Raw genomic sequence first — 15862 nt, 5'->3', positions numbered from 1 at the left:
CGAGGGCAGAGCGCGCAGAGGGCTTCCGGCAGGTTCCAGCCATCGCCCCGGGGGAGCAGGGCGCGCGGCCTATAATTCCCGCCACTTTCCCGCCGCTGGCCTCCCGTTGCGCTACCTCTACACCTTCGTGATGTACCTGGCGACGCCGTTGATCGTGCTGCGCCTGCTGGTCCGTGGCGTGCGCTACGGCAACTACCATCGGCGCTGGCCGGAGCGTTTCGGGCTGTTCCAGAAGCCCGAATTCAGCGGCAGCCTGTGGGTGCACGCGGTGTCGGTGGGCGAGGTCAACGCGGCCGAACCGCTGATCAAGGCGCTCAAGCGCGATTATCCCGAAGCGCCGCTGGTGGTCACCACGGTCACGCCGACCGGCTCGGCGCGGGTGCACCAGTTGTTCGACGACAGCGTGTTCCACGTCTACCTGCCTTACGACCTGCCTTTCGCGGTGCACCGCTTTCTCAAGCGGGTGCGGCCGCGGCTGGCGCTGATCGTGGAGACGGAGATCTGGCCGAACCTGTATTTCGCCTGCCGCCGCCGTGGAATCCCACTGATGATCGTCAACGCGCGATTGTCCGAGCGTTCGATGCGCGGGTACCGGCCGCTGCGTTCGCTGGTGAGCGCGGCGCTGCGCAGCGTGCGCCAGATCGCGGCGCAGTCGCGCACCGACGCGGCGCGCTACCGGTTGCTCGGTGCCGAGCCCTCGCAGCTGGTGGTCAGCGGCAACCTGAAGTTCGACATGCCGGTGCCCGACGGCGCGCTCGACAAGGGCGCGGCGCTGCGCGCGCAATGGGGCCCGCGGCGGCCGGTGTGGATCGCCGCCAGCACGCACGAAGGCGAGGAGCTGGCCGTGCTGGAAGCGCACCTGGATGTGCTGCGGCGCCTGCCCGACGCGCTGTTGCTGATCGCGCCGCGGCACCCGGAGCGTTTCAAGCTGGTCGAGCACTCCGCGCGCAGCCTGGGCTTCACCGTGGCCACGCGCAGCGTGGACCGGGTACCCGGGCCGCATCGGGTGTTCGTGATCGATGCGATGGGCGAGCTGATGCCGTTCTTCGCCGCGGCGGACCTGGCCTTCGTCGGCGGTAGCCTGGTGCCGATCGGCGGGCATAACGTGCTCGAACCTGCCTCGCTGGCGCGGCCGGTGCTGGTGGGGCCGCACACGTTCAATTTCGAGGAGATCACCCTGACGCTGATCCGCGAGGGCGGCGGCAACCGGGTGGCGCACGTGAACCAGCTCGGCCACGACGTGCTGGAGCTGCTGCGTGACGAGCGGTTGCGCGAGCGGATGGGGCAGAGCGCGCGGCGCGTGTTCGACAGCGAGCGCGGCGCGGTGGGGCGGGTGATGGAGCTGATCGACCGGGTGCTGGAGGAGTAGAGAGCCTTGCAGGAGCCCACAAGTGGGCTCCTGCGGGAGCAGGGCTTATTCGAGCAGCTTATTGACCGCCTCGATGTCTTTCACGTCGATCGTGCCGGCGGCCTGCTTGAGCAGCAACTGGTCCATGATCAGCGCATGGCGCGATTGCGAGTAGCTGCTTTCGGCCTGGGTCAGGGTCTGGATCGCGTTGAGCACGTTGAGCATGGTCTGCGTGCCCACGTCGAAGCCGGCGCGAGTGGCTTCCAGTGCCTTCTGGCCCGACTCGACCGAGGCCTTGTTCGCCTCCACCTGGCTGATGCCGGCGATCACCGAACGGTAGTAGTTGAGCGTGTCGCGGGTGACCGCGCGGCGCTGGGCTTCGAGCGAATCCTCGGCGGCGTCGCGCTGGTAGATCGACTGGCGCACGCGCGACTGCGTGGCGAAACCGGAGAAGATCGGCACGTTCAGCGTGATGCCCACGGTGGTGCCGTAGCGGCCGTTGGTGGCGGCGAAGGTGCCGGGCCGGTTTTCCAGCCAGCTGGCCGAGGTGCCGCGGCTGACCGAGGCGCTGATCGTCGGCAGGTGGTTCGCGCGCGCCGAATTGACGCTGTGCGAGGCCGCTTCGACGTTGTACTGCTGGGCGATCACCGCGGGGTTGCTCTTGAGCGCTTCCTGCACCCACGCATTGGGGTCGGCCGGCTTGGGCGGCACCATCGGCAGATCCTTGCGCAATTGCTTCAGGTCGCCGACCGGCTTGCCGGTGATCTGCGCCAGCGCCTCGCGCGCGTCGTTGAGTGCATTGTTCGCGGCGACCGTCTGCGCCTTGGCCAGCTCGTAGTAGGACTTGGCCTGGTAGACGTCGGTCACCGCCGACAGGCCGACGTTGAAGCGCTGTTCGGCCTGCTCGTAGGACTGCCGGAAGGCGTCCTCGTTGGCCTTGGCGTAGGCCAGCTCGTCCTGGCTGGTGAGCACGCCGAAGTAGGCCGAAGTCACGCGCACGAACAATTCCTGCAACGACGCCTGGTACTGCGCGTCCTGCGAGTCGGACTGCGATTCGGCCGCGTGCAGGTCGGCGATCTTGCTCAGGTCCAGGATGGTCTGGCTCAGTTCCAGCGACTCGTCGCGGCTGCGCAGGTGGCCGCCGTTGAGTGGAGCGACGTCGTCGGTGGTGGTCCGAGCGCTGGAACCGCTGGACTGGCTGAACGTGGCGCGTGCAGACAGTTGCGGCAGCAGCAGGGCACGCGTCTGGGTCACGGTCTCGCCCACCGAAAGGCGCTGCGCCTCGGCTTGCGACAGCACCGGGTCATTGGCGCGCGCTTGGCGGTAGGCATCCAGCAGGTCCTCGCCGTGGCTGGGCAGCGAGATCGCCGACACGGCCAGGGCGAGGGTCAGAAGCTTCAAGCGCATCGTGGGTTGCCTCATGCAATCGACAGGGGGAAATTCAGAAAACGAAACGGCGCGGCGGTTCGGCGTGAGCCATGTACGGCAGGTCGGTCTCGAACAGGTATTCCTCGCGGAAACCGCCGGCGCCGGCCTGGGTCAGCAGCACGGCTTGCTGCGCCGGCGACTCGCCGCGGATCGCCAGCAAGCGGCCGCCCGGCTTGAGCCAGCCGAGGAAGCGCGGCGGAACCTGCCACACCGCGCCGGTGACCACGATCGCCTCGAAGCTTTCCTGCGGCTGCCAGCCGTTGATCGCGTCGCCGGTGACCAGGTCGACGTTGGCGACGCCGGCCGCGTCCAGGCGCGCCCGCGCCGCGGCGGTGAAATCAGCCTGCAGGTCGATGCTGGTCACGTGCGCGCACAACTGCGCCATGCAGGCGGCGAGGAAGCCCGAACCGGTGCCGATCTCCAGCACGCGGTCGGTGGGCTTGAGGTCCAGCGCCTGCAGCACGCGCCCTTCGATCACCGGCTTCATCATCACCTGGCCGTGGCCGATCGGCAGGCAGGCGTCGGCAAAGGCCAGCTGGCGATACTGCGGCGGCACGAATTCTTCGCGACGCACCTGCGCCAGCGCGTCGAGCACGCGCGCGTCGAGGACGTCCCAGGGTCGCACCTGGTTCTCGACCATGTTCTGCCGCGCCTGTTCGAAGTTCATCGCCATGGTCGTACGTCCGCAAGAATCAAAAAAGATCAAAAGGATAAGCGTTCGAGGCCCGCCGCGACAGTGCGTTTAGCCTGCGGCTTGGCGGCTGGTGCCCGAAGTGCCGGAAGTCACCGCGCCCGATTGACGGAAGTCATGCGTGGCGCGGTGTCCGCGGACACCCGCCGCGCCTGGCGCAGCGCATCCGTTACGGGGCCCGTGCCTGCCACCATTGCCGCCAGGCGCCTGGCGGGTACCGGGGGTGGCGGTACACTGCGCGCATGGATGGCCGCGGAACGGTCGAGGGCATGGTCGCTCCCGGGGAACTGGAAATAAGTAAACCGATCCGTATAATAAAGTTCTTGCCGTTTTTTGTGAAGCCGTTTCCGCCCAAGGTGTATCCATGAATTGTCCCGCCCATGCCAAGACCCCCGGCCCCGGCCGTCCGAAGGACATGGAGAAGCGCGCGGCGATCCTGGAGGCGGCCAAGGCGTTGTTCATCCGCAACGCCTTCGCCGGCACCAGCATGGACGCCGTGGCGGCCGAGGCGGGCGTCTCCAAGCTCACCGTCTACAGTCACTTCGGCGACAAGGACAACCTGTTCCGCGAAGTGATCCGGGCCCGCGTGCAGGACCTGCTGCCGGAAGAGACCTATCACTTCGATCCGGCCGAGGACATCACCGAGACGCTGCTGCGCGTGGCGCTGACCCATGCCCGGCTCGACTGCAACGCCGAAACCGTGGGCACCTTCCGCGCGATCCTGTCCGACTGCCGCCAGGGCAATCCCCGTTACGGCCGGCTGATGTGGGAAGAGGGCGCCGCACGCACGCATGGCCTGATGGAACGCCTGCTGCAGCAGGCGGTTGACGCCGGCCGACTGGACATCGACGACGTGCCGCGCGCCTGCGTGCAGTTCCTCACCCTGATCAAGGGCAACCTGATGATGCGGCAGATGTTCGGCTGCTGCGAATGCCCCGAGAGCTACGCCGCGGAGATCGAGGCCACCGCCCGTTCCGGCGTGAAGATGTTCCTGCGCGCCTACCTGCGGCGTTAGCGCGTGGGATGGACGAAGGGGGGCTTCAGCCCACCATCGAACCTGCGACGCAAGCCCATGGTGGGTTGAAGCCCACCCTACGGGGCCCCGCTTCACCACGGTTTCGCGCCACCGCCACTAGCCTGCCCCGGATATCCACTCCCGAGGGACAGACATGGCAAGCAAGCCGTTCCTGACCGATATCGAAGCCATCCGCAAGCGCGCCCGCGAGCACATCGACCGGGGTGCGATCACCGCCGGCTACAGCGCCGACCGCGAGACGGTGATCAAGCTGCTCAACGAAGCGCTGGCTACCGAGATCGTCTGCACGCTGCGCTACAAGTACCACTACTACATGGCCTCGGGGATCCACTCGCAGGCGGTCAAGGCCGAGTTCCTGGAACACGCGCAGCAGGAGCAGGAGCATGCTGACCGGATCGCCGAGCGCATCACGCAACTGGACGGCAAGCCGAACTTCAATCCCGACGGCCTGCTCAGCCGCGCGCACGCCGATTACGCCGAAGGCGCCGACCTGGTCGACATGATCAAGGAAGACCTCATCGCCGAGCGCATCGCCATCGACACCTACCGCGCCATTGTCGAATACATCGGTGCCGACGATCCGACCACCCGCCGCATCATGGAAGAGGTGCTGGCGCAGGAGGAGGAGCACGCCGAGGACATGGCCACCCTGCTCGCGCAACTGGGCCAGAAAGGCGAGCCCGCGCATCCGGCGCAGGCCCAGCCGGCCGCGCAACCCTCGCCCAACGCCGGCTCCGGCTGGCAGCACTGATCACCAGCCGGCGAGCACCAGCTTGCCGATGCTGCGGCCCGATTCGATGCACGCGTGTGCCTGGCGCAGGCGGGCGGCGTCGATCGGCGAAAGCGTCTCGCGCGCGATGTCGCGCAGCTGGCCGGCATCGACCAGCGCGGCCACCCGCGCGAGGATGCGGCCCTGTTCGGCCAGGTCCGCCGTACCCGCCCCCGAGCGGGTGAACATCGACTCCCAGTGGATGCCGATCGACTTGGTCTTGTAGGCGCCGCCGACGGGCAGCGGCCCGCGCGGCTCGACGATCAGGCCCACGTGTCCCTGCGGGGCGATGGCCTCCCCGAGGACCTCCCAGTAGCGGTCGGTGTCGGCCAGGTTCAGCGCGGCGTCGACCTGCGCCAGCCCCAGTGCCGCCAGTTGCGGCAGCAGCGGATGGCGATGGTCGATCACCTCCGCCGCGCCGAGCTCGCGGCACCACGCCGCCGTCTGCGGCCGCGATGCGGTGGCGACGACGCGGAATCCCGCCAGCCGCGCGAGCTGAATCGCCATCGAACCCACGCCACCGGCACCGGCGATCACCAGCAAGCTGCGGCCTTCGCCGCCATGCTCGCTGTCGAACGGCATGCGCTGGAACAACAGCTCCCAGGCGGTCAGCGAAACCAGCGGCAAGGCGGCCGCCTGCGCGGCATCGAGCGTACGCGGTGCGTGCGCCACCAGGCGCGCATCGACCGCCTGGCATTGCGCGTTGCTGCCCTGGCGGGTGGCATCGCCCGCGTAATACACGCGATCGCCGACGGCGAAATCCTGGACGAGGCCGCCGACCGCCAGCACGGTGCCGGCCGCATCGAAGCCCAGCACCCGCGGTGTCGTCGGCGGCGGGCCGTGCGCGCGCAGTTTGGTGTCCACCGGATTGACCGAAACAGCCTCGACCTGGACAAGCAGGTCGTGGCCGCCGTGGCGGGGCACGGGAAGTTCCAGGTCGAGCAGCGAGCCCGGAACGTCGATGGCGAGCCGGTGGGTAAAGGCGACGGCCTTCATACGGCGGTTCCTCCGATGGGCAGTGCGGCCGGCACCGGCGGCGGATTGCGCTCGGCGAACATGCCGTTCCAGTACGGGTAGTAGGGATAGGGCGGCATGACCGCGCTGGCCGCGTCGAGGCGGGCCATCTGCGTCTCGTCCAGCGTCGCGTCCAGCGCGCCCAGGTTGTCCAGCAGCTGGGCTTCGTTGCGCGCGCCGATCAGCACGGTGGCCACCGTCGGGCGCTGCAGCAGCCAGCGGATCGCGATCTGCGGAATGCTGCGGCCGGTTTCGGCGGCAATGGCCTCCAGTGCATCGACCACGCGATAGAGCCGCTCGGCGTCCACCGGCGGCGCGAACTGCGCCGTTTCGTGCAGGCGGCTGCCGACCGGCAGCGGCTGGCCGCGACGGATCCTGCCGGTCAGCCGGCCCCAGCCCAGCGGACTCCAAACCACCGCGCCCAGGCCCTGGTCCAGGCCCAGCGGCATCAGCTCCCATTCGTAGTCGCGGCCGACCAACGAGTAGTACGCCTGGTTCGCCACGAATCGCGACCCGCCGCGCCGATCGGCCGCCGCCTGCGATTTCATCAACTGCCAGCCGGAGAAGTTGGACGCACCCAGGTAGCGCACCTTGCCCGCGCGCACCAGCTCGTCCAGCGTGGCCATCACGCTTTCCACGGGCGTCATGGCGTCGAAGTGGTGCAGTTGCAGCAGGTCGATGTAATCGGTGCCCAGCCGCTTGAGCGCACGCTCGACGCCGCCGATCAGGTGGTGGCGCGAGGCGCCCACGTCGTTCGGTCCGTCGCCCGCGCGCAGGGTGAGCTTGGTCGACAGGATCGCGCGGTCGCGCCGGCCCTTCAGCGCGGCGCCGAGAATCTCCTCCGAGGCGCCATCGGAATAGACGTCCGCGCTGTCGAACAGATTGGCGCCGGCCTCCAGGCAGAGATCGACCAGCCGACGCGCCCCGGCCGTGTCGGTCGCGCCCCAGGCGCTGAAAAGCGGCCCCTTGCCGCCGAACGTGCCGGCGCCGAAGCCGAGTGCGGGTACCTTGAAGCCGGAGGTGCCGAGAAAGCGGTATTCCATGACATCGGTTCCTTGCGTGGGAAGGGAATCAGCGTTCGCAGGTAACGAGCTGCGCGGGGGCCGGCCGTGCGGTGCGAAGGCCGGCCAGCGCCGTGGCCGCGCCGGCGAGCGTGATTAGCGCGGCGGCGAACGGCACGGCGGCGAGCCCGGCGCCGTGCTCGATGACGAAGCCGCCGAGCCAGGCGCCGAACGCATTGCCGAGGTTGAAGGCGCCGATGTTCAGGCTGGAGGCGAGGTTCTGCGCTCCCTCGGCCTTGTGCAGCACCCACAACTGCAGCGGCGGCACGGTCGCGAACCCGGCCACGCCGAGCAGGCCGATTGCCAGCACGGCCGACACGCGGGCGTGCAAGGCCAGGCCGGCCAGTCCCAGCACCGCGGCCAGCACCAGCAGCGTCCCGACGAGCGCCGGCGCCAGGTGGCGGTCGGCCAGGCGGCCGCCGAGCAAGTTGCCGATGATCAAGCCCACGCCGAGCACCAGCAGGATCGGCGAGACTGCGGTGTCGGCAAAGCCGCTCACGCCGGTCAGCAACGGCTGGATGTAGGTGAATACGGTGAACACGCCGGCGAAGCCGAGCACGGTAGTCAGGAGCCCCAGCAGCACGGCCGGGCGCCCGATCGCGCGCAGCTCGGCGCGCAGCGCGATCGGCTCGCCCTGGCCCTCGTCCGCCGGCACCAGCGCCGCGATCACCAGCCACGCCAGCACGCCGATGGCGGCGACCGCCCAGAAGGTGGCGCGCCATCCGGCCAGATGGCCCAGCCACGCGCCGGCGGGTACACCGAGCAGGGTGGCCAGGGTCAGTCCGGTGAACATGATCGAAATGGCCGAGGCGCGGCGGTCGGCCGCGACCAGCCCGGCGGCGACCACTGACCCCACGCCGAAGAAGGTGCCATGCGCCAGCGAAGTGACCACGCGCGCGATCATCAGCAGCGTGTAGTTCGGTGCCAGCGCGCAGGCCACGTTGCCCAGCGTGAAAATCGCCATCAACGCCAGCAGCACCGCCTTGCGCGGCATGCGGCTGGTCGCCACGGTCAACAGCGGCGCGCCGACGAACACGCCCAGTGCGTAGCCGGAGATCAGCAGTCCGGCCGCGGCAATGCCCACGTGCAGGTCGGCGGCCACCTGCAACAGCAGGCCCATGATCACGAATTCGGTGGTGCCGATGCCGAAGGCGCCGGCGGCCAGCGCGTACAGCGCCGGCGGCATGCGCGAACGGGAAACGGAGGAAGCCATGGCGCGCTCCGGAGACGGAAAGCGCGCAGCCTAGGCGCTTGCATCCTCAGCAAAAACCAGCAATATGACCAATCACTTTCAACAAGCAGTTGATAGTCTTGGACCGTCTGGACGACCTGACCCTGTTCCTGCGCGTGCTCGACCAGGGCTCGATCAGCGCCGCCGCGCGCAGCCTGGACCTGTCGGTGGCGGTGGCCAGCCAACGCCTGAAACGGCTGGAACGCTCGCTCGGCGTGCGCCTGCTGCAACGGACCACGCGCCGCCTGCACCCCACGCCCGAGGGGCTGGCGCTGGCCGGGCAGGGCCGCGTGCTGGTGGAAGACCTCGAAGCGCTCACCTCCGGCCTGCGCCAGGGCGCCGGCGAGGTGAGCGGCACCCTGCGAGTGACCCTTTCCGCGTCGTTCGGCCGCCAGTACATCTCGCCGTTGCTGCCGCAATTCCTCGAGCGTTATCCGCGCGTGCGCCTGAACGTGCACCTGAGCGACGAGATGCTGGACCTGGTCAGCGCGGGTTTCGACCTGGCCATCCGCATCGGCGCGCTGGGTGATTCCAGTCTGGTGGCGCGCAAGCTGTCGGTGAACCGGCGCGTGCTGTGCGCCGCGCCTACCTACCTGCAGCGGCATGGCCACCCGCGCACGCCGGAGGATCTCGCCGCGCACGAATGCCTTGTGCTGGTCGGCAGTGGCGGGCGGCAGGACGTGTGGCGGCTCACCGATGCACAGGGGCGCGAGCATGCGGTGAAGGTGGGCGGCCGTTTCGAAACCACGCTGGGCGAGGTGATCCGCGATGCCTCGATCGCGGGCCTGGGCATCTCGCACCATTCGGTCTGGCACGTGCAGGAGGACCTGCGCGCCGGCCGGCTGGCGGTGGTGCTGCCGGACTATCCGATCGCCGATACCGGCATCTACGCGGTGATGCCGCAGCGCCGGCTGGTGCCGCCGCGCGTGCGCGCCTTCGTCGATTTCCTGGCCGAGTGTTTCGGCGAGATACCGCCGTGGGAACACCGCTGAACAGGCATGAAAAAGCGCGCCGCCATCGCTGGCGGCGCGCTTGGGGCGGAACGTGTGTCTACTTGGTGGCCTGGTAACGCTCGACGCCCGCCAGGATCTCGGCCTTCGCCGCGTCGGCTCCGACCCAGCCCTCGACCTTCACCCACTTACCCTTCTCCAGATCCTTGTAGTGCTCGAAGAAGTGGCCGATGCGCTCGAGCCAGTGCGGCGAGACGCCCTTGATGTCGCTGATGTGCGCGTAGCCGGGGAAGATCTTCGGCGCGGGGATCACGATCAGCTTCTCGTCGCTGCCGGCCTCGTCGGACATCTTGAGCATGCCGACCGGAATGCAGCGGATGACCGAGGCGGGGATCAGCGGCAGCGGCAGGATCACCAGCGCGTCCAGCGGATCGCCATCGCCGCCCAGCGTGCCCGGGACGTAACCGTAATTGCACGGGTAGCGCATCGGCGTGGACAGGATGCGGTCGACGAAAATCGCGTCGCTTTCCTTGTCCACTTCGTACTTGACCGGCTCGGCATCCTTGGGAATTTCGATGACGACGTTGATTTCGTCCGGCACGTTGCGGCCGGCGGGGACGTGATGCAGACCCATGGGAATCCTTCGGGGGGAACGAAAAAGCGAGGCGCGCAAGGATACGGCAAAGGCTGCTGCGATGCAGCGAACGGGGTGTCGGGTGTTTAGCGGGCGGCCAGCAGCTGGCCGTGAAACGTAGGGTGGGCTTCAGCCCACCGACCTTCGTGCGGGAAACGGTGGGTCGAAGCCCACCTACGGAAACTGCTCAGCGCAACGATCGCTCGCGCAGCCACTTGGTGGCGATCCACTTCTCGCCCCGGACCACCGGCAGGCCCGCGTGCAGCGAGCTGGTGTCGCCACCCTCGTAGGCGAAATAGACGGCCGACCCGGCGAGGGCCGTGACCGTCAGCCCGACGTTCGGAAAGCCGGTGCTGCCACCTTCCTCGGGCGTGTTGAGATACATCACCACGCTGGCGATGCGCTGGCCACCCTTGGCGGTCACCGCGGCGAAGCCCGGCTGGGTGGGATCGAACCAGTCGTAGTGCGGTTCGTATTCCTGGCCGGGCAGGTAATGCAGCACCTGCAGGCCCTCGCCGTGTTCGACCGGCAGATCCAACAGCCGGGCCAGGCGCTGCTCGATGGCGCGCACCAGCGGTGTCTCGCCGAGCTTGAAGAACATCCCCGCGCTGGTGCGTCGCTCGTCCACCTGGTGTTTGCCGTCGTCGGCCACGGTCATGGCGCGAGCCAACCGAGGCCGTGCGGCGTCGATCAACCCGGCGCACTCGCCGGTATCGAGAAGGCCGTCCAGCACACGCACGATCGGCGCCTCCGTGCCGGCGCTCACGCGCACCTCGCGGCCATCGACGATCACCCGCGGTGCGGATGGCACGCGGGTGCGCCGGCCGCTGGGCGCGGTGGCGTTGATCGAGCTGAGCGGAATCTTCAGCACCTCGGCCACCGCGCTGCGGCATTGCGCCGGCGGGTAGCCAGCGTCCTTGAGCAGCTTGAGCACTTCCGGCACGCCATGGCCCGCGCGCGCGGTGGCGAGGATCCATTCGCGCAATTGGGGGCTGATGCTGCCGGAAGAAGCTTTCATGCGTTGGATGCAGGTGGCTGCGGCGGCCGGATGGCCGCCGCCGGGGATCTCATTTTACGTGCTGCCACAACCAGGTGTATTCGAGCGCGTGCATGAAGGCCGACTGCTTGTTGTCCGCCGCACCCCCGTGGCCGCCCTCGATGTTCTCGTAGAAATCCGCGTCGTAGCCCATCGCCTGCATCTTGGCCGCCATCTTGCGCGCGTGCGCCGGGCCGACGCGGTCGTCGCGGGTGGAGGTGGTGAACAGCACCGGCGGGTAATGCTGACCCGGCCGCGCGTTCTGGTAGGGCGAGAACGCCTGGATCCAGGCCCACTCGGCCGGCTTGTCCGGGTCGCCGTACTCGGCGATCCAGGAGGCGCCGGCAGACAGGTGGGTGTAGCGCTTCATGTCCAGCAGCGCCACCTGGCTGACGATGGCGCCGTAGAGCTGCGGGTAGAGCGTGAGCATGTTGCCCATCAGCAAGCCGCCGTTGCTGCCGCCCATCGCGGCAAGATGGCCGGGCGAGGTGACCTTGCGCTTGATCAGATCCTGCGAGATTGCGGCGAAGTCCTCGTAGGCACGCAGACGTTGAGCCTTGAGCGCGGCCTTGTGCCAGCGCGGCCCGTACTCGCCGCCGCCGCGGATGTTGGCGATCACGTAGACGCCGCCGTGTTCCAGCCAGGCGCGGCCGATGCTGCCGCTGTAGCTCGGCTGCAGCGAGATCTCGAAGCCACCGTAGCCGTACTGCAGGGTCGGGTTGCTGCCGTCGAGCTTCAGATTCTTCGGCGCGATCTCGAAATACGGCACGCGGGTGCCGTCCTTCGAATGCACGAAGTGCTGGCTCACCTGGTACTTCGAGGCGTCGAAGAAGCTCGGGCTGTGCTTGATCGCCTCGGCGTCCCCGTCGCCGAGCGTGCCGTAATACAGCGTGGTCGGCTGCAGGAAGCCGGTGACGGTGAGGAAATATTCGTCGCTATCGTCCGCATCGATGCCGCCGGCGTCGATCGACGACAGTGCCGGCGCGCCGCCCAGCGGCTCGCGCTGCCACGCGCCCGGCTGCGGCGTGAGCACTTCGAGCTTGTTCACCACGTCGTCCATCACGTTCAGGATCAGGTGATGGCGGGTCCACGAATAGCCGTCCAGCGCGGTCGTGTCGGTCGGCTCGAACAGCACGGTGATGTCGCGCTTGCCGGCCATGAAGTCGTCGAAGTTCGTGGCCAGCAGTGAGCCGGCCTGGTAGCTGTGGCCGCCGACGCTCCAGTCGCTGCGCGGTTCGATCAGAAGCCATTCGCGCTCGACGCTGGTCTCGGCGTCGGTAGGCACGTCGATGCGCACGAGCTTGCCGCCCTTGTCCAGCAGGTAGCTCTCGCTGTCATAGAAGGCCAGCGCGCGCTGCACGAAGCTGCGCTCGTAGCCGGGCGTGAGGTCGCGATAGGCGCTGACCGCCAGGTCGTCGGGCTTGCCTTCGTAGATGGTCTTCGCCTCGGCCAGCGGCGTGCCGCGCGTCCACAGCTTGGCGATGCGCGGGTAGCTCGACTCGGTCATCGAGCCCGGACCGAAGTCGGTGCCGACGAAGATATGGTCCTGGTCGGCCCAGGCGACCTGGCTCTTGGCTTCGGGCAGCTCGAAGCCGCCCTGGACAAAGGTCTTGTCGGCGAGGTCGAACTCGCGCACCACCTCGGCGTCGGCGCCGCCTCGCGAGAGCGACAGCAGGCAGCGGCGATAGTCCGGCCTGAGGCATTGCGCGCCGTGCCAGATCCAGTTCTCGTGCTCGGCCGCGGCCAGCGCGTCCAGATCCAGCACCGTCTCCCAGGCCGGCTCCGCCTTGCGGTATTCGGCCAGCGTCGTGCGCCGCCACAAGCCCTTGGGGTGGGCCTTGTCGCGCCAAAAGTTGTAGTAGTGCTCGCCGATTTTATCGACGTAGGGGATGCGCGCGTCGGAGTCGAGCACTTCCAGCAGGCGCGCGTCGAGGCGCTTGAATTCGGGTGATTGGGCGTAGCCGGCGACGGTGGTCGCGTCCTGTTGCTTGACCCAGTCCATCGCGCGGTTGCCGTCGATGTCCTCGAGCCAGAGGTAGGCGTCGTCGGGAGTGTGCGCGCCGGCTGGCGCGGAAGTCTGTGCGTGTGTCATGCCTGCGAGTGTGAAGCCTAGGACCAGAGTGAGCCAACGCGCGGTGTGGGTCATGTCGGTTTTTCGCCTGTGGAACGGGTGAGTGTGGCGGTCGGAATGGAGCGGTGCTTGTGGGGAAAGTCACCGCGCTCAGCTCCCTGCATCCAACAAAAGCGAAGGCCCGTGAAGGGCCTTCGGTAGTGGTCAATCGCAAGAGCAGCCCCTCACCCAAACCTCTGCCCGGAGGGGAGAGGGAGCTGGTCCCGAGCCGGTTACAACAACGGGATCAACAAAAGCGCCACGATATTGATGATCTTGATCAGCGGATTGACCGCGGGGCCGGCGGTGTCCTTGTACGGATCGCCCACGGTGTCGCCGGTGACCGCCGCCTTGTGCGCCTCCGAGCCCTTGCCGCCGTGGTTGCCGTCTTCGATGTACTTCTTGGCATTGTCCCAGGCACCGCCGCCGGTGGTCATCGAGATGGCCACGAACAGGCCGGTGACGATGGTGCCGATCAGCACGCCGCCCAACGCTTTCGGCCCCAGCACCAGGCCGACCACGATCGGCACGGCGACCGGCAACAGCGAGGGCACGATCATTTCGCGGATCGCCGAGCGGGTGAGCATGTCCACCGCGCGCGAGTAGTCCGGCTTGCCGGTGCCCTGCATGATGCCGGGGATGTCGCGGAACTGGCGGCGCACTTCCTCCACCACCGCGCCGGCGGCGCGACCGACCGCTTCCATCGCCATGGCGCTGAACAGGTAGGGGATCAGGCCGCCGATCAGCAGCCCGATGATCACCATGTGGTCGGACAGGTCGAAGGCGAAGGTCTGCCCGGCGTTGTTCACCGCCAGGTTGTGCGTGTAGTCGGCGAACAGCACCAGCGCCGCGAGCGCGGCCGAGCCGATCGCGTAACCCTTGGTCACCGCCTTGGTGGTGTTGCCCACCGCATCGAGCGGGTCGGTGATGCCGCGCACTTCCGGCGGCAGGTCGGCCATCTCGGCGATGCCGCCGGCGTTGTCGGTGATCGGGCCGTAGGCGTCCAGCGCCACGATCATGCCGGCCATCGACAGCATGGCGGTGGCCGCGATGGCGATGCCGTAGAGGCCGGCCAGGTAGTGCGCGCCCCAGATCGCGGCGCAGACCACGATCACCGGCCACGCGGTGGATTTCATCGACACGCCAAGGCCCGCGATGATGTTGGTGCCGTGGCCGGTGGTGGAGGCCTGTGCGATGTGTCGCACAGGCTTGTACTGCGTGCCGGTGTAGTACTCGGTGATCCACACGATCAGGCCGGTCAGCACCAGGCCGATCAACGCGCACCAGAAGATCGACATGCTGCTGATGCCGCCGTCGGCCGTGGGCAGGCCCTGCGGCAGCAGCTCGCGGGTGACGAACCAGAAGCCGACCGCGGAAAGCACCGCCGAGACAATCACGCCCTTGTACAGCGCGCCCATGATCGAGCCGCCCTCGCGCACCTTGACGAAGAAGGTGGCGATGATCGAGGCGATGATGGAGACGCCGCCGAGCACCAGCGGGTAGAGCACCGCGTGCGGGTCGTTGGTAAACATCAGCCCGCCGAGCAGCATGGTGGCGATCACCGTCACCGCGTAGGTCTCGAACAGGTCGGCGGCCATGCCGGCGCAGTCGCCGACGTTGTCGCCCACGTTGTCGGCGATCACCGCCGGATTGCGCGGGTCGTCCTCGGGAATGCCGGCCTCGACCTTGCCGACCAGGTCGGCGCCGACGTCGGCACCCTTGGTGAAGATGCCGCCCCCCAGGCGCGCGAAGATCGAGATCAGCGAGCTGCCGAAGGCCAGGCCCACCAGCGGGTGCAGCGGGTCGGGCACGCCCAGCTTGTTGAGGATCAGCCAGTAGCCGGTCACGCCCAGCAGCGCCAGGCCGACCACCAGCATGCCGGTGATCGCGCCACCGCGGAACGCCACGTCCATCGCCGCACGCATGCCGCTGCGCGCAGCCTCGGCGGTACGCACGTTGGCGCGCACCGAGACGTTCATGCCGATGTAGCCGGTGGCGCCGGAAAGCACCGCGCCGATCAGGAACCCGATCGCCGTGTACCAGCTGAGGAAGAAGCCGATGAGAACCAGCAGGACGATGCCCGCCAGCGCGATGGTGCCGTACTGGCGATTGAGGTAGGCGCGCGCGCCTTCCTGGATGGCCGCGGCAATTGCCTGCATGCGCTCGTTGCCCGCCGAACGGCTGAGCACCCAGCGTACCGAGACCAAACCGTAGAGTATCGCCAGGACCGCGCACCCCAGCGCGATCCACAACCACATACCGTCCTGCTGCTGCATTCGGTGCCTCCCCAGGTGAGTGGATACCGCGGCAGGCGGGTTGCCTCACGGGCAGCTCGCCCCAAGACCGCTTCGATAGCGGCCTCGGCGAGTATAGGCAGGGGAGACGTGATTGATTGTTGTGCGCCGCAGCGCCGAGCCATCGAGGGGCGCTGCCCGCCCGGCCTCCAGTGTTCTCACCTCCGGCGAAGCTCGAGGGAAGAGCGGGGCAGAGCGGGAGGCCGTCGCCTGGATGGGACGATGGGCCAGGGGCGCAACCTGCGGCGCGCAAGCCAAGC

13 protein-coding genes are annotated in these 15862 nt (G+C 68.3%); 4 read left to right on the top strand and 9 right to left on the bottom strand.

The annotated features are described in order from the left end of the window. Positions 1-106: 106 nt before the first annotated feature. Entirely contained in the window at positions 107-1369 is a 1263-nt protein-coding gene (gene waaA, locus OSC30_RS11810; RefSeq protein ID WP_267172054.1) for a lipid IV(A) 3-deoxy-D-manno-octulosonic acid transferase, read from the top strand. 45 nt (positions 1370-1414) lie between these two features. Here waaA and OSC30_RS11805 read toward each other — a convergent pair whose 3' ends face one another. Together OSC30_RS11805 and OSC30_RS11800 are read right to left on the bottom strand one after the other, a co-directional pair. Next, positions 1415-2755, bottom strand: coding sequence for a TolC family outer membrane protein (locus OSC30_RS11805; protein ID WP_267172053.1), 1341 nt, complete (start codon positions 2753-2755; stop codon positions 1415-1417). A 34-nt stretch (positions 2756-2789) separates the two neighbouring features. Then, a complete protein-coding gene (locus OSC30_RS11800; RefSeq protein WP_267172052.1) occupies positions 2790-3449 on the bottom strand; it encodes a protein-L-isoaspartate O-methyltransferase family protein in 660 nt (219 codons plus the stop codon). Between the two features lie 382 nt (positions 3450-3831). Between OSC30_RS11800 and OSC30_RS11795 the strand changes: the two genes are divergently transcribed. Both OSC30_RS11795 and OSC30_RS11790 read left to right on the top strand, forming a co-directional pair. After that, complete coding sequence (locus tag OSC30_RS11795) at positions 3832-4482, top strand: TetR/AcrR family transcriptional regulator (protein ID WP_267172051.1); 651 nt, start codon at positions 3832-3834, stop codon at positions 4480-4482. A gap of 154 nt (positions 4483-4636) precedes the next feature. After that, positions 4637-5254, top strand: a complete 618-nt coding sequence (locus OSC30_RS11790) for a ferritin-like domain-containing protein (protein ID WP_267172050.1) — start codon at positions 4637-4639, stop codon at positions 5252-5254. On the opposite strand, the gene OSC30_RS11785 is transcribed toward OSC30_RS11790, so the two are convergent. The 3 genes from OSC30_RS11785 to OSC30_RS11775 are packed head-to-tail and all read right to left on the bottom strand — an operon-like array spanning position 5255 to position 8560. After that, a complete protein-coding gene (locus OSC30_RS11785; RefSeq protein WP_267172049.1) occupies positions 5255-6268 on the bottom strand; it encodes a zinc-binding alcohol dehydrogenase family protein in 1014 nt (337 codons plus the stop codon). It abuts the gene before it with no gap. Next, entirely contained in the window at positions 6265-7329 is a 1065-nt protein-coding gene (locus OSC30_RS11780) for an aldo/keto reductase (protein WP_267172048.1), read from the bottom strand. Before OSC30_RS11780 ends, OSC30_RS11785 begins: the two co-directional genes overlap by 4 nt. 28 nt (positions 7330-7357) lie before the next feature. After that, positions 7358-8560 carry an MFS transporter gene (locus tag OSC30_RS11775; protein WP_267172047.1) on the bottom strand — a complete coding sequence of 401 codons (1203 nt, stop codon included), beginning with the start codon at positions 8558-8560 and terminating at the stop codon, positions 7358-7360. Between the two features lie 98 nt (positions 8561-8658). On the opposite strand from OSC30_RS11775, the gene OSC30_RS11770 reads away from it, so the two are divergent. Continuing rightward, a complete protein-coding gene (locus tag OSC30_RS11770) occupies positions 8659-9570 on the top strand; it encodes a LysR family transcriptional regulator (protein WP_267172046.1) in 912 nt (303 codons plus the stop codon). Between the two features lie 58 nt (positions 9571-9628). On the opposite strand, the gene ppa is transcribed toward OSC30_RS11770, so the two are convergent. From ppa to OSC30_RS11750, 4 genes are all read right to left on the bottom strand, one after another. Further along, the gene (ppa, locus tag OSC30_RS11765; protein WP_267172045.1) at positions 9629-10162 is read right to left on the bottom strand and encodes an inorganic diphosphatase; all 534 of its coding nucleotides are present in this window, start codon (positions 10160-10162) and stop codon (positions 9629-9631) included. Positions 10163-10349: 187 nt separating this feature from the next. Next, positions 10350-11180, bottom strand: coding sequence for a 2OG-Fe(II) oxygenase (locus OSC30_RS11760; RefSeq protein ID WP_267172044.1), 831 nt, complete (start codon positions 11178-11180; stop codon positions 10350-10352). Positions 11181-11229: 49 nt separating this feature from the next. Continuing rightward, positions 11230-13344, bottom strand: a complete 2115-nt coding sequence (locus OSC30_RS11755) for a prolyl oligopeptidase family serine peptidase (RefSeq protein WP_425474749.1) — start codon at positions 13342-13344, stop codon at positions 11230-11232. A 197-nt stretch (positions 13345-13541) separates the two neighbouring features. Continuing rightward, the gene (locus OSC30_RS11750) at positions 13542-15566 is read right to left on the bottom strand and encodes a sodium-translocating pyrophosphatase (protein ID WP_267172152.1); all 2025 of its coding nucleotides are present in this window, start codon (positions 15564-15566) and stop codon (positions 13542-13544) included. Between the last annotated feature and the right edge of the window lie 296 nt (positions 15567-15862).

The organism is Frateuria hangzhouensis, from assembly GCF_026410505.1.
Classification (GTDB): Bacteria; Pseudomonadota; Gammaproteobacteria; order Xanthomonadales; family Rhodanobacteraceae; genus Frateuria_A; species Frateuria_A hangzhouensis.
Note: the sequence above shows the minus strand (reverse complement) of the source record. Positions and strands in the feature narration are given on the sequence as shown.